The sequence below is a fragment of the Nonlabens sp. YIK11 genome (assembly GCF_001413925.1).
Taxonomy (GTDB): domain Bacteria; phylum Bacteroidota; class Bacteroidia; order Flavobacteriales; family Flavobacteriaceae; genus Nonlabens.
This window is the reverse complement of sequence record NZ_LBMJ01000001.1, coordinates 2,733,415-2,752,966: the sequence shown is the minus strand read 5'-3', so window position 1 is coordinate 2,752,966 and position 19,552 is coordinate 2,733,415. Positions and strand designations below refer to the sequence as shown.

Here is a 19,552-nt window from a genome sequence, read left to right as displayed (position 1 = left end):
TAAAAATGAGTTTGAAAATGATATTTTGTTCAAAATAGAAGATGAATTAACCAAACGCGATCCTAATATAAGTTTTGAGTACTTATTTGTCCTTCCTAAGATTCCTCTTCTACTTTTTTTTTTAGAAAGCATTGTAAGGTTAATGTTAGAATCATCAACCCAACTCTCGTTTTTGATAAGAAAATTCAACCTCATTTTCCTGATAAAATTTTAATCACGATTTGGTTGAATATATAATAACACCCGCAGAATTCAATAGGTATTTCAAACAGATAGTGAGTACGGATAAATTAAATTTTTATTCAAAATTAATAGCCTTTAGAAAATAACTAGTTGCGACGAATTAATGTAATACCTTTGGAAAAATACTGCTCTCTTTCTAATAATATTCAAGCTCAAATAAATAAATTGTAAACTAAGGATTATGAAACAATCGATTCTTGTGATAACAAGTTTTTTGCGACTGCCATTAATTGATAAAAACTTGCATGAGAATGATATCTTTTACAAAATTGAGAAAAATGTTATGAGAAGAAATGATGAAATTTCTTTCAACTATCTCTTTTTGATACCTATGATTCCATTTCCTTTAAATTTATTAAAAAAAAGATGGCGTGACTATAGGTATTTAGAGAGGCAATTTCCTTTTGTTAATGATGGTCATAATATTTATGCATTTTCATTATTGATCTTTCCGAAAGTTAAATGGCTTAACATATTAATGTGTCGATTTTCCCTGTGGATTAAAGGTAGACGCCTCTCAACAATTTTAAAGGCAACCAAAACAACAAAATTACACGCTCAAAATTTAGAGGGAGATTTAGCCGTTGCATCATATGTTAAAAAAAATCATGATATTCCATATTTGGTGACTAAGCGCGGCGGTGAATTTCTTTCAGAGAAAACCATAAGCCAAATTAATAATTCGGAAGGATTAGTAGTTTTTAATACGAACGATAAAACTAAATTCAGTCAGATTTGTGAGCAAACAGTTCATGTAATTCCTCACGCTATTTCTCCTCTTTTTTTTAATTACGAAAGTAAAGATGAATCAGATTGCGATGTGTTAAAGTTTTTAGTCGTTGCTCGACTTTTGCCTTCTAAAAATGTCGATATGGTAATTAAAGAATTGGCAAATTTCGAGGGTGTCTTTATATTTGATATTTATGGAACTGGGCCTATGGAAAGCTCAATACGATCAACTATTGAGGATTTAGAAATGAACTCCAAAGTTTTCTATAAAGGCAGGATAGAAAATGAAAAACTTCCGATCCTACTTAAAGATTATGATGCATTTTTGATGCCTAGTTCTCCAGAAACGTTTGGAATTGCCTATTTAGAGGCAATGGCCTCACGTGTTCCAGTATTATGTTCGCGAGATTGTGGAATAGCACCTTTTATAACAGATGGTTATAACGGTTTTCTTGTAGATTTAGAGAATCCACAATCTCTTAATAAACAGTTGAAATTGATAATTGATTCCAAAGATAAGCTCAAGTTGATAGGCTTACGTGCTCAAAAATTAGCTGAGGAGTTTAGCTGGGATAAGGTATCGCAAATGTATATTGATCTTTATAAAGCATAGAATGCAAACTTTTTTACAGCTGATATTGTATTTGATTAGTCTGTTTACATGGCTCATGGTAACTGATGTCAGGTACATTGGAGTCGTTAGTTTTTGGACAATATTAATGATCATACTGATCGAGGTGTATCAAACTAGAAAAACTAACTTATTCACAATTTTCCTCTTCTCTTTCCTTTACATGATACCCACAGAAGCAATAAGTAACTATGATTTACTTGTCCTTTCATGGGGTCGAGATGATGTTCATACTGGTTACGGGATTCTACTCTTAGGGGCTGGAGCGGTAATGTTAGGTTATAAGTGCACAAAAAAAATAAGTAAATTCTATAAGCAAAATGTGTCGGATAAACCACAATTGATTATTAATAAGAGAAGGGTGCTTATCTCTCTTCTATTAATATATGAAATATTTTTTTTTGCAATCAATATAGAAAATACCATTTATGGTTTTACCGCAGGACGAGCCTCAGCCTTTCCATTTGCTTTCTCAGGAATTTTGTACGTGATTGCCTTCCTCAGCATAGGTTTATTCCTTGAATATTTTAAAGGAAATAAGCTAAAAACTCTGTTATTCATATTGCCTATAATTATTACATTTTTAGGTACAGGCACAAGGTTTTTCCTGCTTTTTATCGTGTTTATATTTTTTTTTAAAGACTTATATTACCTCAATTTTAAAAATAGCTTTAAGATAATTTTTGGTGCATTGGTAATCATAACACTCACCACAGCAATTAAATCCAGCCGTGCTAGTGGACTGAAATTAACATCAACAACATCAAGTTCCGAAACAAGTGCAGAAGAAATAATGGATTTCATTGCTTCCAAAGGATCAGATGAAGGATTGATTAGAAATACAGCAATGATTACAGATTATTTGAGTAAAAACGAGGTAACTTATGGTAAGTCTATTGGATTTATTTTTGTGTTTTGGATTCCGCGTTCCTTGTGGCCAGATAAACCTGTTATGCTGGATAATTGGTTGGTTAATAAGTATTTCAATGTTAGTGAAGGATATTCATCTGCATCAAGTTTTGCTGGGGAACTTTATATGGATTTTGGGTTTGAATTCGCTTTACTGGCTCTTCTAATTTTAGGAGTTTTTTTATTTAAGTTAGAAGATTGGATTCTTTTGAATCATCATACTAGCTTTCAGAATTATATTTTTAGTGGCTTTTTAATGGGTTGGTTGTTTTTTGCAACCCGATCTATTTTGACTGCCACATTTATTCTAATCACTTACATGGTTTTTTCTAAAATTATTTTTTATCTATTGGGACGCTTTAAAATTTTAATCATCAAGTAATGAAAAAAGTGTGTTTCATTTTTAATTATGCATCTCATTATAGGGAGCCTATTTTTAGATTGATCAATGATAAAATTTCATGTGATTTGTTTTTTGTAGAACCCGATAGTGATATTAATACCTTTGATGCTAAATGCCTTAGCAATTTTAAAGGCTTTTTTAATAGGTCGAATATTATTAAACCAGTTTATTGGCAAAATGGTGTAATTCATTTATCGCCTAGACCCTATTCTGATTTTGTCATCACAGGTGAATATTTCTGCCTTTCAAATTGGATTTTATTGATACGCAATAGAGTTAGAGGTATTAAAACCCACCTCTGGACACATGGGTGGTATGGTAATGAGTCTCTAGCAAAACGTTTAATAAAAAAAACCTTTTTCCGATTAGCCGACAAAATTTTACTTTACGGCCATTATGCCGAAGACTTGATGATTAATGAAGGTTTTAAACCTGATAAACTGAAAGTGATTTACAATTCTCTAGACTTTGACAGTCAAAGTAAAATATATAGCGCATTAATAAACACTGCTATTTTTGACAATAAATTTTGTAATACAGCACCTACCATTTCTTTTATTGGCCGTATTCAAAAACGTAAAAGACTAGATATTCTGCTTCAAGCGATTCATAAACTACATTGCCAAGGCTTTACTGTCAATCTTGTAATTGTAGGTGAAGGGGAACATTTAGGTCAGATTAGAAAACTAACGGAATCTCTTGGTTTGTCTGATAATGTATGGTTTTATGGTAAATCCTATGAAGAGAAAGAGATAGCAACAGTATTATACAACAGCGAAATATGCGTGTCTCCTGGCAACGTAGGGTTAACGGCTATGCATAGTCTCGCGTATGGTACACCAATTATAACTCACAATAACTTTCCAAGTCAGATGCCTGAATTTGAAATCATCAAACCTAAAGTTAATGGAGATTTTTTTATTGAAAATGACGCCAAAGATCTTGCTAGAGTTATGAAGGAGTGGTTGGTTTGCAAAACAGATAGAGAACAAATAAGACTCAATTGCAGATCTTCATTACAAGGTAAATATGAACCTAAAATTCAGCTTGATCTATTGATGAAAGCGTTGTCTATTTAAGAGGTCAACTCCATCTTTTTCGTGCAAAAGTGTTTTGAACATTTGATAGTTATTGATAGTAATCATAAATCAAATAGTATATGATCTTATTGGATGCAGTATATATAAATAATGGAGGTGGCAAAATTTTGCTTGATTATCTGATTTTGAAACTTATTGACAACAAAGTGGGTGCTTATCTACTTTTGGATCATCGTACCATTGAGTCATTTAATGGTTTTTCAAATGAAAACATAAATATTGAATTTATCAAACCTAGCCTGTTCACAAGGCATAAGTTTTACAAAGAGAATAATCAACAATTCTCAAAAATACTGTGTTTCGGAAATCTACCGCCCATAAAAAAAATGGAGGCTACAACATATACATACTTACATCAAAGGTTGTTTTTAGATCAATCGTTCTCCGAAAATATTAGTTGTAAAGACAAGATTGCTTTTTACCTAAAGTCGAAGATATTAGCCCTGATTGCTAAAAATACGGACTACTGGATAGTACAGACTAAGAGTATGGCGAACTTACTTGAAAAATCTTTTAAAAATGTTAACCCTGACCATGTCCTGATTCATCCGTTTTATCCTCCACTTACCAACGATTGCGTTGTATCACGAGATCCATGTCATTTTGTATATGTAAGTAGCGGAGCAGATCACAAGAATCATGAAGTATTGCTACAAGGTTTTTGCTTATTTTATGACAAATTTCAAAAGGGAGAATTGCACCTGACTATTGATTCAAGCTTTATTCATCTACAACAAAAGATCAAACAACTACAATTGAAAGGATATCCAGTCATTAACCATATTGAACCAACGAGAGATATAATAGCTAACCTATTTCAAAAATCGAAGTATTGTCTATATCCTTCCCTTTCTGAGAGCCTTGGATTAACGATAATTGAAGCATTGGAAAACGGGTGCGATATTATAGGAGCAGATCTCCCATATCTATATGAGGTATGTAGGCCATCAGCTACTTTTGATCCCAAAAGTCCAGAATCTCTTTTTGAAATATTAAACAGTCTTTCTACCAATAGCCTTCCCTCCTCAAAACAGATGTTGCACAACAATATTGAAGACCTTATCAAATTACTACAATAAATAAAAATGAAGATAAATAATCAAACCTTGCTTATAACTGGTGGCACGGGCTCATTTGGGAATGCAGTGCTCAACCGCTTCCTCAATACCGATCATTTCAAAGAAATTAGGATATTCTCCAGAGATGAGAAGAAGCAGCACGATATGCGCAAGTCCTATAACCACCCCAAGCTCAAGTTCTACATAGGCGACGTTCGAGATTATAGCAGTATACTCAAAGCCATGCGTGGTGTCGATTATGTTTTCCATGCTGCCGCGCTTAAGCAGGTTCCCTCATGTGAGTTTTTCCCTATGGAAGCTACGAGAACTAACGTCCTGGGTACCCAAAATGTCATAGATGCCGCGGCAGCTTGTGCGGTTAAAAAGGTAATATGTCTAAGCACTGACAAAGCTGCCTATCCCATCAATGCAATGGGAATATCTAAGGCGTTGATGGAAAAGGTTGCCGTAGCTGCCTCACGTAATTTGTCAGATACCACTGTATGTCTTACCCGGTATGGAAACGTCATGGCAAGTCGAGGTTCTGTTATACCGCTTTTTATGGACCAAATCCTCAATGATCAAGAAATTACCGTGACAGATCCCAACATGACTCGTTTTTTAATGTCATTGGATGATGCTGTAGAATTGGTGTTGTTTGCCTTTGAGAACGGTAATTCTGGAGATCTTTTTGTAAACAAGGCACCCGCAGGAACTATTGCAGATCTAGTGCAAGCCATGAAAGAGTTATTTGAGGCAGACAATAAAGTAAAGATTATAGGAACTCGCCATGGCGAGAAACTGTACGAAACTCTATGTACACGAGAAGAAATGCTCAAGGCGGAAGATATGGGCGATTTCTACCGAATTCCGGCAGATAATCGCGATCTGAACTATTCCCAATATTTCTCTGAAGGAAAGGAAGATATTGCTTCAATAGATGACTATCACTCGCATAACACAGAGCAACTTGATGTGGAGGGTATGAAGAAGTTGATAGGAGCATTGCCACTTATCAAAAGTTCGCTTTCGCGAAAGCGTAACTAGCCTTATGATAAAACCACGGTTAATCAATGGAGGAATCGCTAGAGATCATCGTGGTTCAATCACTTTCAACAATGATCTGGATTTAACTGCTGTCAAACGTATGTATTGCGTTCATAATGAAAATACAGACCTGAGAAGAGGCTGGCAAGGACATCGTATCGAGCAGCGCTGGTTTACTGCCATTCAAGGTAGCTTTAAGGTGGACCTTGTACATCTGGATTCATTCGATGTAAAGATGGACTATCATTCCTCATTTGTATTGACAGGTGACATTTCACAAACGTTGTGGATTCCCGCAGGATATGTGAGTTGCATTAAGGCTAATACCCTTGAAAATAAACTACTTATTTTTGCAGACTATAAAATGGGAGAGATTGAAGATGAATATAGGTTTGACCTTGGACATTTTAATCTATTTTAAAATCCGAATATATTTATGATGAAGATTGGAATTACAGGTCAAACAGGTTTTTTAGGTACCCATTTGAGCAATAACCTAAGGCTGGAACCTGAAAAATATGAGATCATTCCATTTGAAAGGTCGTTTTTTGATCAAGACGGATTGTTGGATGAGTTTGTGGCTAGTTGTGATATTATCTATCACCTTGCGGCCATCAACCGCCATGATGATCCACAAATTATATATGAAACTAACATCACGCTTTCAAAAAAACTCGTGGAATCGCTGGAGCGATCAAAGGTAAAGCCCCACATAATTTTTTCGTCATCACTACAAGAGAGCAGTGACAATAAATATGGCGATTCAAAGAAAATAGCAAGAGAATTATTGCATCAATGGGCCGCAGGATCTGGAGCATCATTTACCGGATTTATCATTCCTAATGTCTATGGGCCATTTGGCAAGCCCTTTTACAATTCATTTGTCGCGACATTTTGCCATTTGTTAAACAACGGTGGTTATCCAGAGATTAAGGTAGATAACGAGGTTCCTTTAATCTATGTCCAGAATTTAGTTTTGAAAATGTTGGAGGCTATTCATATTAAAGCTCCTAGACAGGTGACCGTTGAGATTCCTGAAGACGGTACTTACAAGGTGACTGAAATCTTGGAACTGTTTCATAGATTTCAACAGAACTACACGTCAAGTGGAATCATGCCATCGCTAGATTCTGATTTTCAACGCAATATGTTCAATACCTTTAGAAGCTACATCAATCATAAGGATCATTTCCCGGTTCGTTACGTACAACACAGTGATGAACGTGGTACTTTTGTGGAGATTATAAGGCTGGAACAGCATGGTCAAGTTTCTTTTTCCACGACCGTTCCGGGTGTAACTAGAGGCAATCATTTTCATACTCGTAAAATTGAACGATTCTCTGTTATAAAAGGAAAGGCACTGATTGAATTAAGAAGGGTGGATAGCGATGAGGTATTAAGCTTTAAATTGGATGGACAAAACCCATCCTACGTGGATATGCCCATCTGGTATACCCACAATATCAAAAACGTAGGAGAAGAAGAATTATATACAATGTTTTGGATCAACGAATTTTATAATCCGCAGGATCCAGACACGTACTTTGTAACGGTTTAAAAAATGAAAAGATTAAAGGTAGCTACGGTTGTTGGAACACGACCTGAAATCATAAGACTTTCAAGAGTTCTTGATGCATTGGATAAATCTCCAGCCATTGAGCATATTTTGATTCATACAGGACAGAATTATGATTATGAACTCAACCAGATATTCTTTGATGATTTGGGGTTAAGGAAACCAGATCATTTTCTAGAGGCGGCAGGAAAAAATGCGGCAGAAACGGTAGGGAATATCATGATTAAAATAGATGTGCTCTTGGAAAAATTGCAGCCAGAGGCGTTTTTAGTGCTGGGAGATACTAACAGTTGTTTGTGTGCCATACCAGCTAAAAAGCGAAAAATTCCAATTTTCCATATGGAAGCAGGCAACCGCTGCTTCGATCAGCGTGTTCCAGAAGAAACGAATCGAAAGATCGTTGATCACACTTCTGACGTTAATCTAACATATTCTGATATCGCAAGGGAATACCTCTTGCGTGAAGGCTTGCCTGCAGACCGCATCATTAAAACTGGATCGCCCATGTTTGAGGTGTTGAACCATTATATGGCAGAGATAAGAAAGAGTAAAGTTCTAGAAAATCAAGGCTTAGAAAAGGGTAAGTATTTTGTGGTATCTGCGCATCGTGAAGAAAACATTAGTAATGATAGAAACTTTAATAATTTATTTGAAACCCTAAATCATATAGCAGATAATTATGATTATCCAATCATATTTTCAACCCATCCTAGAACCAGAAATAAGATCAACTCTAGTGAGTTAAAATTACATCAAAACATACAGTTTTTGAAGCCTTTGGGGTTCAACGATTATAATAGTTTGCAACAAAATGCCTTTGTTGTATTATCTGATAGCGGTACAATTTCTGAAGAGTCCAGTATTCTAAATTTTAAGGCACTCAATATACGAGAAGCTCACGAAAGACCGGAAGCAATGGAAGAGGCGAGCGTCATGATGGTAGGTCTTGATAAGGAACGTATCTTACAGGCTCTAGAACATGTGCAATTGCAACAAACCGATGAAGTGCGAAGTATGCGTCAGGTTATTGATTACAGCATGCCTAATGTGAGTGAAAAAATCGTAAGAATCATCCTTAGTTATACGGATTATGTGAATAAGGTGGTTTGGAAAAAATACAATTAGAAGAGATTTGAGAATCCTATTTCTTTCTTTAGTAAAAGTTAAGTCGATTGATGATCGTGGGATCTATACCGACCTTTTACGCGCGCTTATTAGAAATGGCCATCAAGTTACAGCGATCACACCTGTGGAGCGACGAGATACTGATCCTGGAGGTATAACCGTTTTTGATTCATTTAGATGTATTCATGTTAAAACTCTAAATATTCAAAAGACTGGTTTTATAGAAAAAGGATTGGGAATGTTGACGATTGCTACACAATTTAAGCGTGCGATTAAAAGATACATTCCAACCGAACATTTTGATCTGATTCTCTATTCTACACCACCAATCACACTTTACTCAGTAGTCGTTTGGCTGAAAAACAAGATGCGTTGTAAAACGTATTTGTTATTAAAGGACATCTTCCCTCAAAATGCCATTGATATGAAAATGATGAATGAGAATGGTTTTTTGCATAGATACTTTATGAATATTGAAAAGCAGCTTTATTTAATATCTGATAAAATAGGGTGTATGTCCCCAGCAAATGTTGAATTTCTTTTAAATAACAATACTTATCTCGATCCATCAGATGTTCATGTAAATCCCAACTCAATTGAACCTGTATTCAATGAGCTTGATTACGACCAAAAAAATAGAATTAGAAAAAAGTACGGCTTGCCACTCAACGATAGAATTTTGGTATATGGCGGTAACCTTGGTATACCTCAAGGGATTGATTTTTTGATTGACGTTTTGGAACAAGTAAATGTAGAAAATACGTTTTATTTGATTGTAGGTAATGGCTCGGAATATTACAAATTGAAATCTTGGTTTGATAAAAGAAAACCAATGAATGCATTACTATTAAATTACTTGCCAAAACGTGATTACGATACCTTATTACAAAGTTGCGATATAGGATTGATTTTTCTTGATAAAAATTTTCGGATTCCAAATTTCCCATCAAGATTACTATCTTATCTTGAAATGGGTTTTCCTACAGTTGCTGCAACAGATCCTAACACGGATATTGGGAGCATAATTGAACAATATAATTGTGGTAGATCTGTTCTCGCGGGAGATACAGAAGCTTTCGAAGAAGCCATACGATCTATCATCTCTTCAGAAGAAATCTACCAAAAGATGTCTGAGAGTACGATTGATCTTTTAGTGAAAGAATACACTGCGGATAAGTCGGCTTTGATCATCGAACAACAATTTTCCTAGAATCAATGTATAAAACCATCATCAAACCATCCTTAGATTTTATATCAGCCTTAATGGCCGTAATTGCCGCAAGTCCAGTATTGTTGATCTTTGGATTGTTATTAGCCATCAATAATAGAGGTTCTCTATTCTTTACACAGGTACGCCCGGGAAAAAATGGTAAGCTGTTTAAGGTGATTAAGTTCAAAACCATGACCGACAAGAAAGACGCTAACGGTAACCTGTTGCCTGATGATCAGCGACTCACGCCTGTAGGAAAGTTTGTGAGAGCCACATCGATGGACGAGCTGCCCCAAATATTTAATGTGTTGAAAGGAGATTTAAGTTTTGTGGGACCACGACCCTTATTACCTGCCTATCTGGAACTTTACAATGAACGTCAGGCAATGCGTCATCAAGTAAAACCAGGTATTACGGGTTGGGCACAGGTCAATGGTAGAAATGCCATTTCATGGGAGCAAAAATTTGAGTACGATGCTTGGTACGTAGAGAATCAGTCATTTCTACTAGACTTTAAAATCGTCCTGCTTACCTTCAAAAAGGTGTTTAAATCTGATGATATCAACGCAGATGCAAATGCAACCATGTCTGCATTTAAAGGCAGTAAATAGTAGTTATGGAAAAAATAGCAATAGTAGGATCAGGAGGTTTAGGTAAAGAGTTATGGACACTCATTGACGCTATTAATAACAAAAATGCTACGTACGAAGTTATTGGTTTTTATGATGATGCATTTGTGGAGGAATATGAAGTCATCAATGGGGTGAATTGTATCGGTAAGGTTTCGGATTTAATTGATAAATTACCAGACGGAACCTCTATAACTTTTGGAATGGCAAATCGTGAGATCGTTAGTGCTATTTTTGATTCGTTTTCGCGAAAGCGAAACTTTAAATATCCTAATCTAATTCATCCCAATGCTCAACTAGAATACGGGACAGTAATAGGGATAGGAAACACCATTGCGACTGGTACCTTATTATCCTGTCACATTAAGTTAGGAAATTTTAATTTTTTCAACTCCATGTGCGCAGTAGGTCATGATACAATTATAGGAGATTACAATTGCTTCATGCCTAGAACCCAGATTTCTGGAGATGTAACTTTAGGTGACTACAATACCTTTTCAATGGGTTCTAGTATTGTTCAGGGAAAATCCATAGGTAACCACAATTCTATACTGGCAAATACGTTGCTTACTAAAAGTATTAAGAACCATAGAAAATACTTTGGTATTCCTGCCAAAAGACTCGACCTTTGAATAAATATATAAATAATGGAAGATTTTATAAATAATTTTGCTGAGCAGTTTGATGAAACTGATAGAAGTGAGTTTCAAAATGATACTCAATTTAAAGATTTAGATGAATGGGACTCAATGATCGCACTATCAATTATTGCGATGATGGATGAAGAATATGGAACTACAATTAATGGAGACGATATAAAAAAAGCAGATACCATTGAAGATCTCTTTAAAATTGTCAACGCATAAAGCAATATGGCTTCTTCTCGCATTTCTAATATATCAATTAAGGCAATATACACCTCTACTCCATCAAAAAGAATGGATAACCTTAATGATAAATATATAATAGAAAAGCAAGGAGAGAAAGTTCTGGAAAGTACAGGAATTAGGTATCGACACATTGCTGTTAATGAGACTGCAGCAGACTTGTGTTATGATGCTGCTAAGAAACTATTAGAAGAAAATAATAGTGACCTTGACAATATAGATTTTCTTGTATTTGTTTCTCAGACTCCTGATTATATTTTGCCTGCCAGTGCAACAATTCTACAAAATAGGTTGGGGTTAAAAACTACTGTAGCTGCATTTGATGTAAACATGGGGTGTTCCGGATATGTATACGGGCTCTCTATTATTTCTTCATTACTAGCTAGTTCAATTAACAAAAATGCTAATGCACTTTTATTAGTAGGAGACACCATTTCAAAATTGTGTGACCCTACAGACTCTAGTACTTATCCTTTATTTGGAGACGCGGGTAGCGCCACTCTATTAGGTAAGTCTAATTCTAGTGATATAATTTTTGATCTTAATAGTGACGGTTCTGGTTGTGAAGCTATTAAAGTAGAATATGGCGGATTTAAACAATTGAGTGATGGTTTTCAAAAAACTCTATACCTTAATGGGATGGATGTTTTTTCCTTTGGAATAACAAAGGTTCCTAAAGCAATAAAACAGTTTATGGAAGAGCAGTCAGTGGAAACCTCTGATTTTGATTATTTTATTTTTCATCAAGCAAATAAGTTTATGAATGAAAAAATCAGAAAAAAGTTAAAGGCTGAAGTAGAACAGGTTCCTTATTCATTGTTCGATTATGCAAACACGTCATGTGCTACTATACCTTTAACTATCACGAGTCAATTAGAGAATATTTCAAAAAAAACCAAATTGTTTATGTCTGGTTTTGGAGTTGGGTTGTCTTGGGCAAGTGCAATTTTGGAATTAGATGCCAACTGTGTTCTAAATAACAGCACTTACAATGGATAATACCATTTTTTCCCTTGAGAATAAGACTATTCTAGTAACAGGAGCTAGTAGTGGCATAGGTAGGGAGATTGCTATTGCTTGCTCAAATTTTGGGGCGAAAGTTTTAATTCTAGGTAGAAATATCGAGAGACTTAAACAGACACTATCTTTACTAGTAGGTGATGGCCATAGCTACCATTCTTTAGATCTAAATGATGACAAGCTTGTTTTAGAGTTCTGTAATTCCTCAATAGAAATCGACGGCCTCGTACATTCTGCTGGAATCGTAAAATCACAACTTTTTAGTTTTCTTAAAGAAGAATCTTTCCGACATATTTTAGATACGAATTTAGTTGCCCCAGTTATGCTTACTAAGCACCTATTAAAGAAAAAGAAAATCAATAAAGAATCATCAATCGTATTTCTTTCCTCTATTTCAGGACCAGTCGTTACTTATATAGGTAACAGTGCCTATTCTGCCAGTAAAAGTGCTTTGTGTGGAATCGCAAAAACTATGGCCCTCGAATTGGCTTCTAAAGGTATAAGAGTAAATACTATCATGCCTGCTATGATAGAAACTGAATTGATTTCATCTATTGATAGCAGTAAAGAAGATATAGAATTGGATAAGAAAAATTATCCTTTAGGAGATTATGGTAAGCCTGAAGATGTTGCGTTTTCTGTAATATTTTTATTATCTAAAGCTTCAAAATGGATGACTGGAACTGATTTAAAATTAGATGGAGGACTCACTTTAAAATGATACAATCTTATATCAACCATATCGACTATTACCTTCCAGAAAAAGTTCTTTCCAACGAAAATCTCGCTGCGGAATTTCCAGAATGGTCTGTAGAGAAAATCGCAAAGAAAATAGGAATACATAAAAGACATATTGCCGCTCATGATGAGACTTCTATGGATATGGGAATCAAAGCGGCTGCTATTCTTTTTGAGAAAAATCAGATCGATCCAAAATCAATTGACTTTTTATTGTTTTGTACTCAAAGTCCTGATTACTTTTTACCTACCAGTGCCTGTATCATGCAGGAGAAACTTGGACTGAGAAAAACCTGCGGTGCTTTAGACTTTAACTTGGGCTGTTCTGGTTTTATCTACGGCCTAAGTCTTGCAAAAGGACTTATTGCTGGAGGTATCGCAAAGAATGTGTTATTAGTTTGTGGTGAGACTTATAGTAAGTTTCTAAATTCTTCAGATAAAGGAAATCGTACTATTTTTGGAGATGCCGCTAGCGCAGTTTTGATTTCTGATGAAGCGGTAGGTCTTTCAGCAAAAATAGGTGAGTTCAATCTAGGAACAGATGGAACTGGAGCAGAAAACCTTATTGTCAAAGCAGGAGCTATGAGACAACCAGATGCATCTGGTACAGAAGTACAGGATGATTATGGAAACACTACCTCTGATGCGGACTTATTTATGAATGGTCCTGCCATTTTCAACTTTACTTCACAAAATATTCCTGAATTAGTAATCAATAATGTGAGCAAAAACAATTTTGATTTGGGAGACATTACTTATTTTGTTTTTCATCAAGCAAATGCATACATGCTCAATCATTTAAGAAAAAAGATAAAAGTAAGTCAAGACCGTTTTCCTATTAAAATGGATTTCTGTGGCAATACTGTTTCCTCCACCATACAGATCGCGCTCAAAGAGTTACACGAAGAAGGTGATTTTTCAGCAGGAGATAAAGTTCTGCTCGCAGGATTTGGAGTAGGTTACTCTTGGGGAGCAGTCACTATCGAATTAATGTAAGTTACTCGTGTATGAAATCTATCTTTGATTTTGTGCTATCTCTTTTACTAATCACTTTTCTGTTATTTCCCATTTTATTTTGCAAATTAATAATGGGTAAAAGGCTTAAACTTTTTACCCAAACCCGCATAGGCCAGCACGGTATACCCTTTACCATCTATAAATTCCGTACCATGAAGAATGGTCAGGTAACGCAATTCGGGAAATTCTTGCGTAAGACCAAACTGGATGAGCTCCCACAACTATTCAATATACTAACAGGTGATATGACCTTTGTAGGCCCACGACCCGATGTTCCTGGTTACTACGACCAACTTAAAGGAAGCGATAGGCGAGTGCTGGCCCTCAAACCGGGACTTACCAGCCTGGCCGCCATAAAATATAGAAATGAGGAAGATCTTTTGAAAAAGCAAGAAGATCCTAAAGCATATAACGATACCGTCATCTTTCCAGACAAGGTAAGGCTTAATCTAGAATATTTGGAAAATCGCAGCTTCACCTACGACGTCAAAATAATTGGGCTCACGATTATTTCGCTATTCAAGTAACTTATCTTTGACCTTTAAATAGTTGACCATGCAAGATAAAATATGGCTGTCCTCACCACACATGGGCGGCACCGAGAGAGATTTTGTGACTGAGGCCTTTGATACCAACTGGGTCGCTCCATTGGGTCCCAACGTCAATGGGTTTGAAAAGGATCTTGAAAGTTATCAAGGCGAGAACGTCCACGTTGCCGCACTTAGCTCTGGAACTGCTGCGATCCATCTGGCGCTTATTCAGGCTGGAGTTACGGCTGGTGATGAGGTCATTTGCCAGAGTTTTACCTTTTGCGGCAGTTCTAACCCCATATTATATCTGGGCGCGACACCGGTGCTAGTGGATAGCGAGCGCGATACCTGGAATATGTGTCCGCTGGCATTGGAAAAGGCCGTTGAGGATCGCATCGCCAAGGGGAAAAAGCCCAAAGCCATTATCGCGGTACACTTGTATGGTATGCCCTATAAGGTGGATGAGATTCACGCTTTCGCGAAAGCGAACTCCATAAAAGTCATCGAGGATAGTGCAGAGGCTCTGGGAAGTAGCTATAAAGGCCGTAAATGCGGTACGTTTGGGGATTTTGGAATACTGAGCTTTAACGGTAACAAGATCATCACAACGAGCGGTGGCGGTGCCATGGTGTGCCACAGTGAAGAGGACAAGGCAAAAACCGTACATCTAGCTACACAGGCGCGCGATCAAGCGCCACACTACCAGCATAGTGAGGTAGGTTACAATTACCGTATGAGTAATATTAGCGCCGGTATAGGTCGTGGCCAGATGCAAGTCCTAGATAAGCATGTCCATCTGCGCCGTGCTATGAATCAATTTTATCAAGAATTGTTTGCAGCTATCGATGGAGTAGAAGTTCTCGTTGAAAAATCTGCTGATTATTATTCCAACCATTGGCTTAGCGCGATTTTAGTTGATCCAGCTGTCACAGGTGGTATTACCAGAGAGGATTTACGACTGGCACTAGAAGCCGAAAACATAGAATCACGCCCATTATGGAAACCTATGCACCTGCAACCTCTTTATTCCAAGTACCCATATTATGGAGGCAAAGTATGCGAGGAGCTTTTTGAAAAAGGATTGTGCTTACCATCAGGTTCCAATTTGTCAAACAACGATAGAGCGCGCATCGCAAGTGTTATTAGAGGTGTTTTTAATTAAAGCTCAATAATTTAAGCTTCACTTTGTCGACTTTAACTTAATTTCAACGCTATTAACCTAGAGTTAATATTCAGTTCATTTCAGTTTCAGATTCTTCTTCTAATTTTAGTGCATAATTAAAAATCAAAAAGGAAGGTTATGAAACAAAAACTACTTTACTCTCATCTAATTATTCTGTTTTTTACAACAGGATCTTTGATGGCTCAAAACACGGTTTACCAATTAGACTTTGATAGTAATAATTCAGGTTACTCATTGAGTCTAGACGATATTGCTGGTGAGACTACCGATTATTTCAGAAGAACCGATGGGTCGGATATTGGTGCTGATTTCTCTAATGTATCCGGTTTTTATTTTGCAGCTCAAGATATCGATGGTGTTGGAGTTACCCCAATTCCAAGTAGTACACAGACCGTGACCATTCCCAATATCAATATTAGTGGATTGGATAATTTGAACTTTACAATCAAGATTGCAGAGGATGATGATGGTGTTAATCAAGATTGGGACGGTGCAGATTTTTTTCATGTTGATTATAGAATTGACGGAGGCGCCATTCAAAGTTTGATTTGGATTGAAGCAGAGACGTCAGGAACTAATCAATTACCAAGACTCGATGAAGATTTTGATGGTATCGGTGAAGGAATCGAAGTCACTGATGTATTTTCAGAATTTTCTAAGGCCATATCTGGAAATGGGTCAACCTTGGAGCTGATTCTTACATTTAAACTCGACTCAGGAGACGAGGATATTGCGATAGATGATATTTTGGTAACTAGTCAAAATACAGCGGTAAATGATTCACCATCCATTTCAAACATCAGTCAAAATCCTGATAGTGCTGTATCATCTTCAGATGAAGTTTCAATATCTGCTGTTATAACTGATGAGGACGGGCTACAATCAGTAGTATTAGATTATGATGTTGCAGCTAATGATGGATCTTTTGATGGAAGCTACGATCAATCCATTACTATGACAAATAGTAGTAGTACTTATATGGCGATTATTCCCGCACAAGCCGATGGAAGTAATATCTATTATCAAATCACAGCTACAGATTTAAATTCTACACCAGCTGTGACTAGTAGCGCGGCTTTGAGTTATCAAGTACGTGACCCACTGCCTGCACCCTCATTGATTATTACTGAAGTTGCTGACCCTTTTGATAACGCAAATGCCAGATTCGTAGAAATTTATAACAATGGATCACAACCTATAGATTTTGATATAACTCCAGTTTATTTAGCTCGTTTTGCAAATGCAAATACTACCTCTGTTGATGAGCAACTAATTGGCGTTTTGGGCGCAGGCGAGTATTTGGTAATTGCTGGTAGCGGAACCAACTATGAGTCTGCTTATGGTTTTTCGCCAGATGCCATTAGTACTGGTGTTTCTGGAAATGGAGATGATACTTATGCGTTATTCTCAGGATCGGCGGGATCTGGAACTCTATTTGACATCTACGGTGCTATTGGAACAGATGGTACAGGAGAGCCGTGGGAATATGAAGATTCGAGAGCAGTACGTAATGATTTGAATGTAACGCCCAAAACCACCTGGACGGCTAGTGAGTGGGATATAATAACAGCTAATGTCAACGACATGAGTCCAAAACGTGGTGAGCCTGACTATGTTTATGCTGCTGGTAGTTGGAGTCCAGCCGCGCCAGAAGGCTTGTCTACCATTAACGATGAAATAAGAGTAAGGGATAATGTCGCTTTGACTGGAGATCTTGAATTTAGATCGTTGACTGTTGATGAGAACATCACATTCACTGTAGGCGCAAATTCTATTACTTCCTCAAGAAACCTTTTTGTCAACGGAACCCTTGACGGCCAAGATGGAACCCTGAACTTTGCGGGAACTCTGCCACAATCCACTTTTGGAACGGGTACGCTAATTATAGAGGATTTGATAATTAATAATTCTGGTGGAGTAGCTTTCAATAATATCACCAATCTTGAAGGAATATTATCGCTAACTAATGGTGAATTAGCCACCAATGACCTTTTAACTTTAAAAAGTTTTGAAGGCAAGGCGGCGGTTATTAATGAGGTGGTTAGCGGTTCTATTTCCGGAAACGTCACCGTAGAACAATTCTTTCCAGCCACCACGGGTCGTGCCTTTAGGTTTGTATCAGCGCCTGTCAACTTTGATGGTTCCATCACTGCCAACTGGCAAGAAGGCGGTTCCAATGCCGCTGGTTTTGGGGTACAGATCACAGGTGGAGACGTGGCGCATGGTTATGACCCATCTGCTACTAACAACCCGTCACTATTTCGTTACGACAATGGCTATACCGATCCAGTAAGCGCATGGATTCCTCTAAGTACCGCTAATGGTGATGATTTGACTTCTATTTCTCCTGAAGCAGGTGATGCCTACCGTTTGTTTATTAGAGGTGACCGTACCACAGATCTTACTTCCAATACGTCAGCAGCTACCGCTACTACTCTAAGAGCTACAGGAACATTAGTTACGGGCGCCTATCCAGCGACTCCTATAGCACTTGCTGGTCCCAACCTTTATTCTCTCATAGGTAACCCCTACCAATCCAAGGTAGATGTGGAGCAGCTTTTGCAGAATGCGACGAATGTTGTTGCTACAGAATACTATCAATGGGATTCTACCACCAACAATTATGTGTTGTACGAATTTGCGACGCCAACAACACCTATGGGGTCTGACATTTCCAAAAATGCGCTACCGGGACAATCCTTCTTTGTCCAGTCTGATGCTACCGGCAATGGCTCCCTACAATTTCAGGAAAGCTATAAAACGGCAGGTTCTGATGTGGCGACAAAGAATGTGGACATAAGCAATGCGTTGACCATAAATCTATCTACTCAAGAGCAAATCGCGTCTGGTAAAGCCAATGACATAGCCATCGCGCGCTTTGACGAAGAATTCCGTACGGATTTTGATCCACAGGATACTCAAAAGTTCTTTGGGTTATCGCATAGTCTTGCTTGGGAAAAGAACGGTGCATATTACGCGGTCAATAGGGCTGCGATGCCTCAAGATGGTGACCGCTTCAATTTGAGTGTTTTTGTAGGCACCTCTGGCACCTATTTCTTTACGGTCCAGAGTCCCGAATTTGAAGGTCTAACCACTTATTTCTATGATAGCCTTTCTGATACTTATGATTTAGTCACTCCTGGCAATCCTGTTGTGATTAGCAAAAGCATTGATCTTTCAAACAGTAGCTCCACCGCTGGTGATCGCTTTCAAATAGTATTCCGTAAATCTACATTAGGGATGGATGATAATTTTGCTTTCGCGAAAGCGATCTCCTTGTTCCCTAATCCTTCTAGTGATGATGCCATTTCCATCTCCAACCTAGTGGCAGGGAAGCCAGTGACTTTTAAAATCTTCAATACTTTAGGTCAACAAGTGCTCACGGTTGAGAAGACAATAAGTGGAACGATCGAGACAATAAACGGATTGGATAATTTAGCAAATGGTTTATATTTGGTAAATGTGTATCAGAATGATCTCCAAACCTCTATAAAATTAATACTTAACTAATTTTAGT

General features: G+C 37.1%; 18 protein-coding genes. All 18 read left to right on the top strand.

The genetic code is table 11. From position 1 onward, the window contains the following. Positions 1–424: 424 nt before the first annotated feature. The 18 genes from AAU57_RS12530 (at position 425) to AAU57_RS12445 (ending at position 19,545) form a co-directional block, all read left to right on the top strand. Complete coding sequence (locus AAU57_RS12530) at positions 425–1,585, top strand: glycosyltransferase (protein WP_055413233.1); 1,161 nt, start codon at positions 425–427, stop codon at positions 1,583–1,585. A gap of 1 nt (position 1,586) precedes the next feature. Next, positions 1,587–2,894 (top strand): O-antigen polysaccharide polymerase Wzy, encoded by a 1,308-nt coding sequence (wzy, locus tag AAU57_RS12525; protein ID WP_055413232.1) that lies wholly within the window; start codon positions 1,587–1,589, stop codon positions 2,892–2,894. Then, on the top strand, positions 2,894–3,994 hold the full coding sequence (locus AAU57_RS12520; protein ID WP_055413231.1) for a glycosyltransferase family 4 protein: 1,101 nt from the start codon (positions 2,894–2,896) through the stop codon (positions 3,992–3,994). Before wzy ends, AAU57_RS12520 begins: the two co-directional genes overlap by 1 nt. Before the next feature lie 80 nt (positions 3,995–4,074). Beyond that, positions 4,075–5,094 carry a glycosyltransferase gene (locus AAU57_RS12515; protein ID WP_055413230.1) on the top strand — a complete coding sequence of 340 codons (1,020 nt, stop codon included), beginning with the start codon at positions 4,075–4,077 and terminating at the stop codon, positions 5,092–5,094. Positions 5,095–5,100: 6 nt separating this feature from the next. Continuing rightward, entirely contained in the window at positions 5,101–6,120 is a 1,020-nt protein-coding gene (locus AAU57_RS12510) for a polysaccharide biosynthesis protein (protein WP_055413229.1), read from the top strand. Between the two features lie 4 nt (positions 6,121–6,124). Continuing rightward, on the top strand, positions 6,125–6,541 hold the full coding sequence (locus AAU57_RS12505; RefSeq protein ID WP_055413228.1) for a WxcM-like domain-containing protein: 417 nt from the start codon (positions 6,125–6,127) through the stop codon (positions 6,539–6,541). Positions 6,542–6,556: 15 nt separating this feature from the next. After that, the gene (locus AAU57_RS12500) at positions 6,557–7,678 is read left to right on the top strand and encodes an NAD-dependent epimerase/dehydratase family protein (RefSeq protein WP_055413227.1); all 1,122 of its coding nucleotides are present in this window, start codon (positions 6,557–6,559) and stop codon (positions 7,676–7,678) included. 3 nt (positions 7,679–7,681) lie between these two features. Continuing rightward, a complete protein-coding gene (wecB, locus tag AAU57_RS12495) occupies positions 7,682–8,821 on the top strand; it encodes a non-hydrolyzing UDP-N-acetylglucosamine 2-epimerase (protein ID WP_055413226.1) in 1,140 nt (379 codons plus the stop codon). Between the two features lie 7 nt (positions 8,822–8,828). Continuing rightward, entirely contained in the window at positions 8,829–10,031 is a 1,203-nt protein-coding gene (locus AAU57_RS12490) for a glycosyltransferase family 4 protein (RefSeq protein ID WP_055413225.1), read from the top strand. Between the two features lie 5 nt (positions 10,032–10,036). Further along, positions 10,037–10,642, top strand: a complete 606-nt coding sequence (locus AAU57_RS12485) for a sugar transferase (protein WP_055413224.1) — start codon at positions 10,037–10,039, stop codon at positions 10,640–10,642. 5 nt (positions 10,643–10,647) lie between these two features. Beyond that, positions 10,648–11,292 (top strand): hypothetical protein, encoded by a 645-nt coding sequence (locus tag AAU57_RS12480; protein ID WP_055413223.1) that lies wholly within the window; start codon positions 10,648–10,650, stop codon positions 11,290–11,292. Positions 11,293–11,307: 15 nt separating this feature from the next. Further along, positions 11,308–11,526 (top strand): acyl carrier protein, encoded by a 219-nt coding sequence (locus AAU57_RS12475; RefSeq protein WP_055413222.1) that lies wholly within the window; start codon positions 11,308–11,310, stop codon positions 11,524–11,526. Positions 11,527–11,598: 72 nt separating this feature from the next. Beyond that, positions 11,599–12,546 carry a 3-oxoacyl-ACP synthase III family protein gene (locus AAU57_RS12470; RefSeq protein ID WP_197275413.1) on the top strand — a complete coding sequence of 316 codons (948 nt, stop codon included), beginning with the start codon at positions 11,599–11,601 and terminating at the stop codon, positions 12,544–12,546. After that, the gene (locus AAU57_RS12465) at positions 12,539–13,288 is read left to right on the top strand and encodes an SDR family NAD(P)-dependent oxidoreductase (protein WP_055413220.1); all 750 of its coding nucleotides are present in this window, start codon (positions 12,539–12,541) and stop codon (positions 13,286–13,288) included. Before AAU57_RS12470 ends, AAU57_RS12465 begins: the two co-directional genes overlap by 8 nt. Continuing rightward, a complete protein-coding gene (locus tag AAU57_RS12460) occupies positions 13,285–14,301 on the top strand; it encodes a 3-oxoacyl-ACP synthase III family protein (RefSeq protein ID WP_197275412.1) in 1,017 nt (338 codons plus the stop codon). The genes AAU57_RS12465 and AAU57_RS12460 overlap by 4 nt, the downstream gene beginning before the upstream one ends. 11 nt (positions 14,302–14,312) lie before the next feature. Further along, the gene (locus AAU57_RS12455; protein WP_055413219.1) at positions 14,313–14,849 is read left to right on the top strand and encodes a sugar transferase; all 537 of its coding nucleotides are present in this window, start codon (positions 14,313–14,315) and stop codon (positions 14,847–14,849) included. 28 nt (positions 14,850–14,877) lie between these two features. Continuing rightward, positions 14,878–16,014, top strand: a complete 1,137-nt coding sequence (locus tag AAU57_RS12450; protein WP_055413218.1) for a DegT/DnrJ/EryC1/StrS family aminotransferase — start codon at positions 14,878–14,880, stop codon at positions 16,012–16,014. Between the two features lie 138 nt (positions 16,015–16,152). Next, positions 16,153–19,545, top strand: a complete 3,393-nt coding sequence (locus AAU57_RS12445; protein WP_082438628.1) for a T9SS type A sorting domain-containing protein — start codon at positions 16,153–16,155, stop codon at positions 19,543–19,545. The last annotated feature ends 7 nt before the right edge of the window (positions 19,546–19,552 follow it).

Excerpts from the sequence above, each read along its gene's own strand:
- AAU57_RS12505 (WP_055413228.1), top strand. The coding sequence starts at position 6,125 with ATGATAAAACCACGGTTAATCAATGGAGGAATCGCTAGAGATCATCGT.
- AAU57_RS12445 (WP_082438628.1), top strand. The coding sequence starts at position 16,153 with ATGAAACAAAAACTACTTTACTCTCATCTAATTATTCTGTTTTTTACA.
- AAU57_RS12470 (WP_197275413.1), top strand. The coding sequence starts at position 11,599 with ATGGATAACCTTAATGATAAATATATAATAGAAAAGCAAGGAGAGAAA.
- AAU57_RS12530 (WP_055413233.1), top strand. The coding sequence starts at position 425 with ATGAAACAATCGATTCTTGTGATAACAAGTTTTTTGCGACTGCCATTA.
- AAU57_RS12455 (WP_055413219.1), top strand. The coding sequence starts at position 14,313 with ATGAAATCTATCTTTGATTTTGTGCTATCTCTTTTACTAATCACTTTT.
- AAU57_RS12465 (WP_055413220.1), top strand. The coding sequence starts at position 12,539 with ATGGATAATACCATTTTTTCCCTTGAGAATAAGACTATTCTAGTAACA.
- AAU57_RS12500 (WP_055413227.1), top strand. The coding sequence starts at position 6,557 with ATGATGAAGATTGGAATTACAGGTCAAACAGGTTTTTTAGGTACCCAT.
- AAU57_RS12460 (WP_197275412.1), top strand. The coding sequence starts at position 13,285 with ATGATACAATCTTATATCAACCATATCGACTATTACCTTCCAGAAAAA.
- wecB (WP_055413226.1), top strand. The coding sequence starts at position 7,682 with ATGAAAAGATTAAAGGTAGCTACGGTTGTTGGAACACGACCTGAAATC.
- wzy (WP_055413232.1), top strand. The coding sequence starts at position 1,587 with ATGCAAACTTTTTTACAGCTGATATTGTATTTGATTAGTCTGTTTACA.
- AAU57_RS12450 (WP_055413218.1), top strand. The coding sequence starts at position 14,878 with ATGCAAGATAAAATATGGCTGTCCTCACCACACATGGGCGGCACCGAG.
- AAU57_RS12515 (WP_055413230.1), top strand. The coding sequence starts at position 4,075 with ATGATCTTATTGGATGCAGTATATATAAATAATGGAGGTGGCAAAATT.
- AAU57_RS12480 (WP_055413223.1), top strand. The coding sequence starts at position 10,648 with ATGGAAAAAATAGCAATAGTAGGATCAGGAGGTTTAGGTAAAGAGTTA.
- AAU57_RS12485 (WP_055413224.1), top strand. The coding sequence starts at position 10,037 with ATGTATAAAACCATCATCAAACCATCCTTAGATTTTATATCAGCCTTA.
- AAU57_RS12510 (WP_055413229.1), top strand. The coding sequence starts at position 5,101 with ATGAAGATAAATAATCAAACCTTGCTTATAACTGGTGGCACGGGCTCA.
- AAU57_RS12475 (WP_055413222.1), top strand. The coding sequence starts at position 11,308 with ATGGAAGATTTTATAAATAATTTTGCTGAGCAGTTTGATGAAACTGAT.
- AAU57_RS12520 (WP_055413231.1), top strand. The coding sequence starts at position 2,894 with ATGAAAAAAGTGTGTTTCATTTTTAATTATGCATCTCATTATAGGGAG.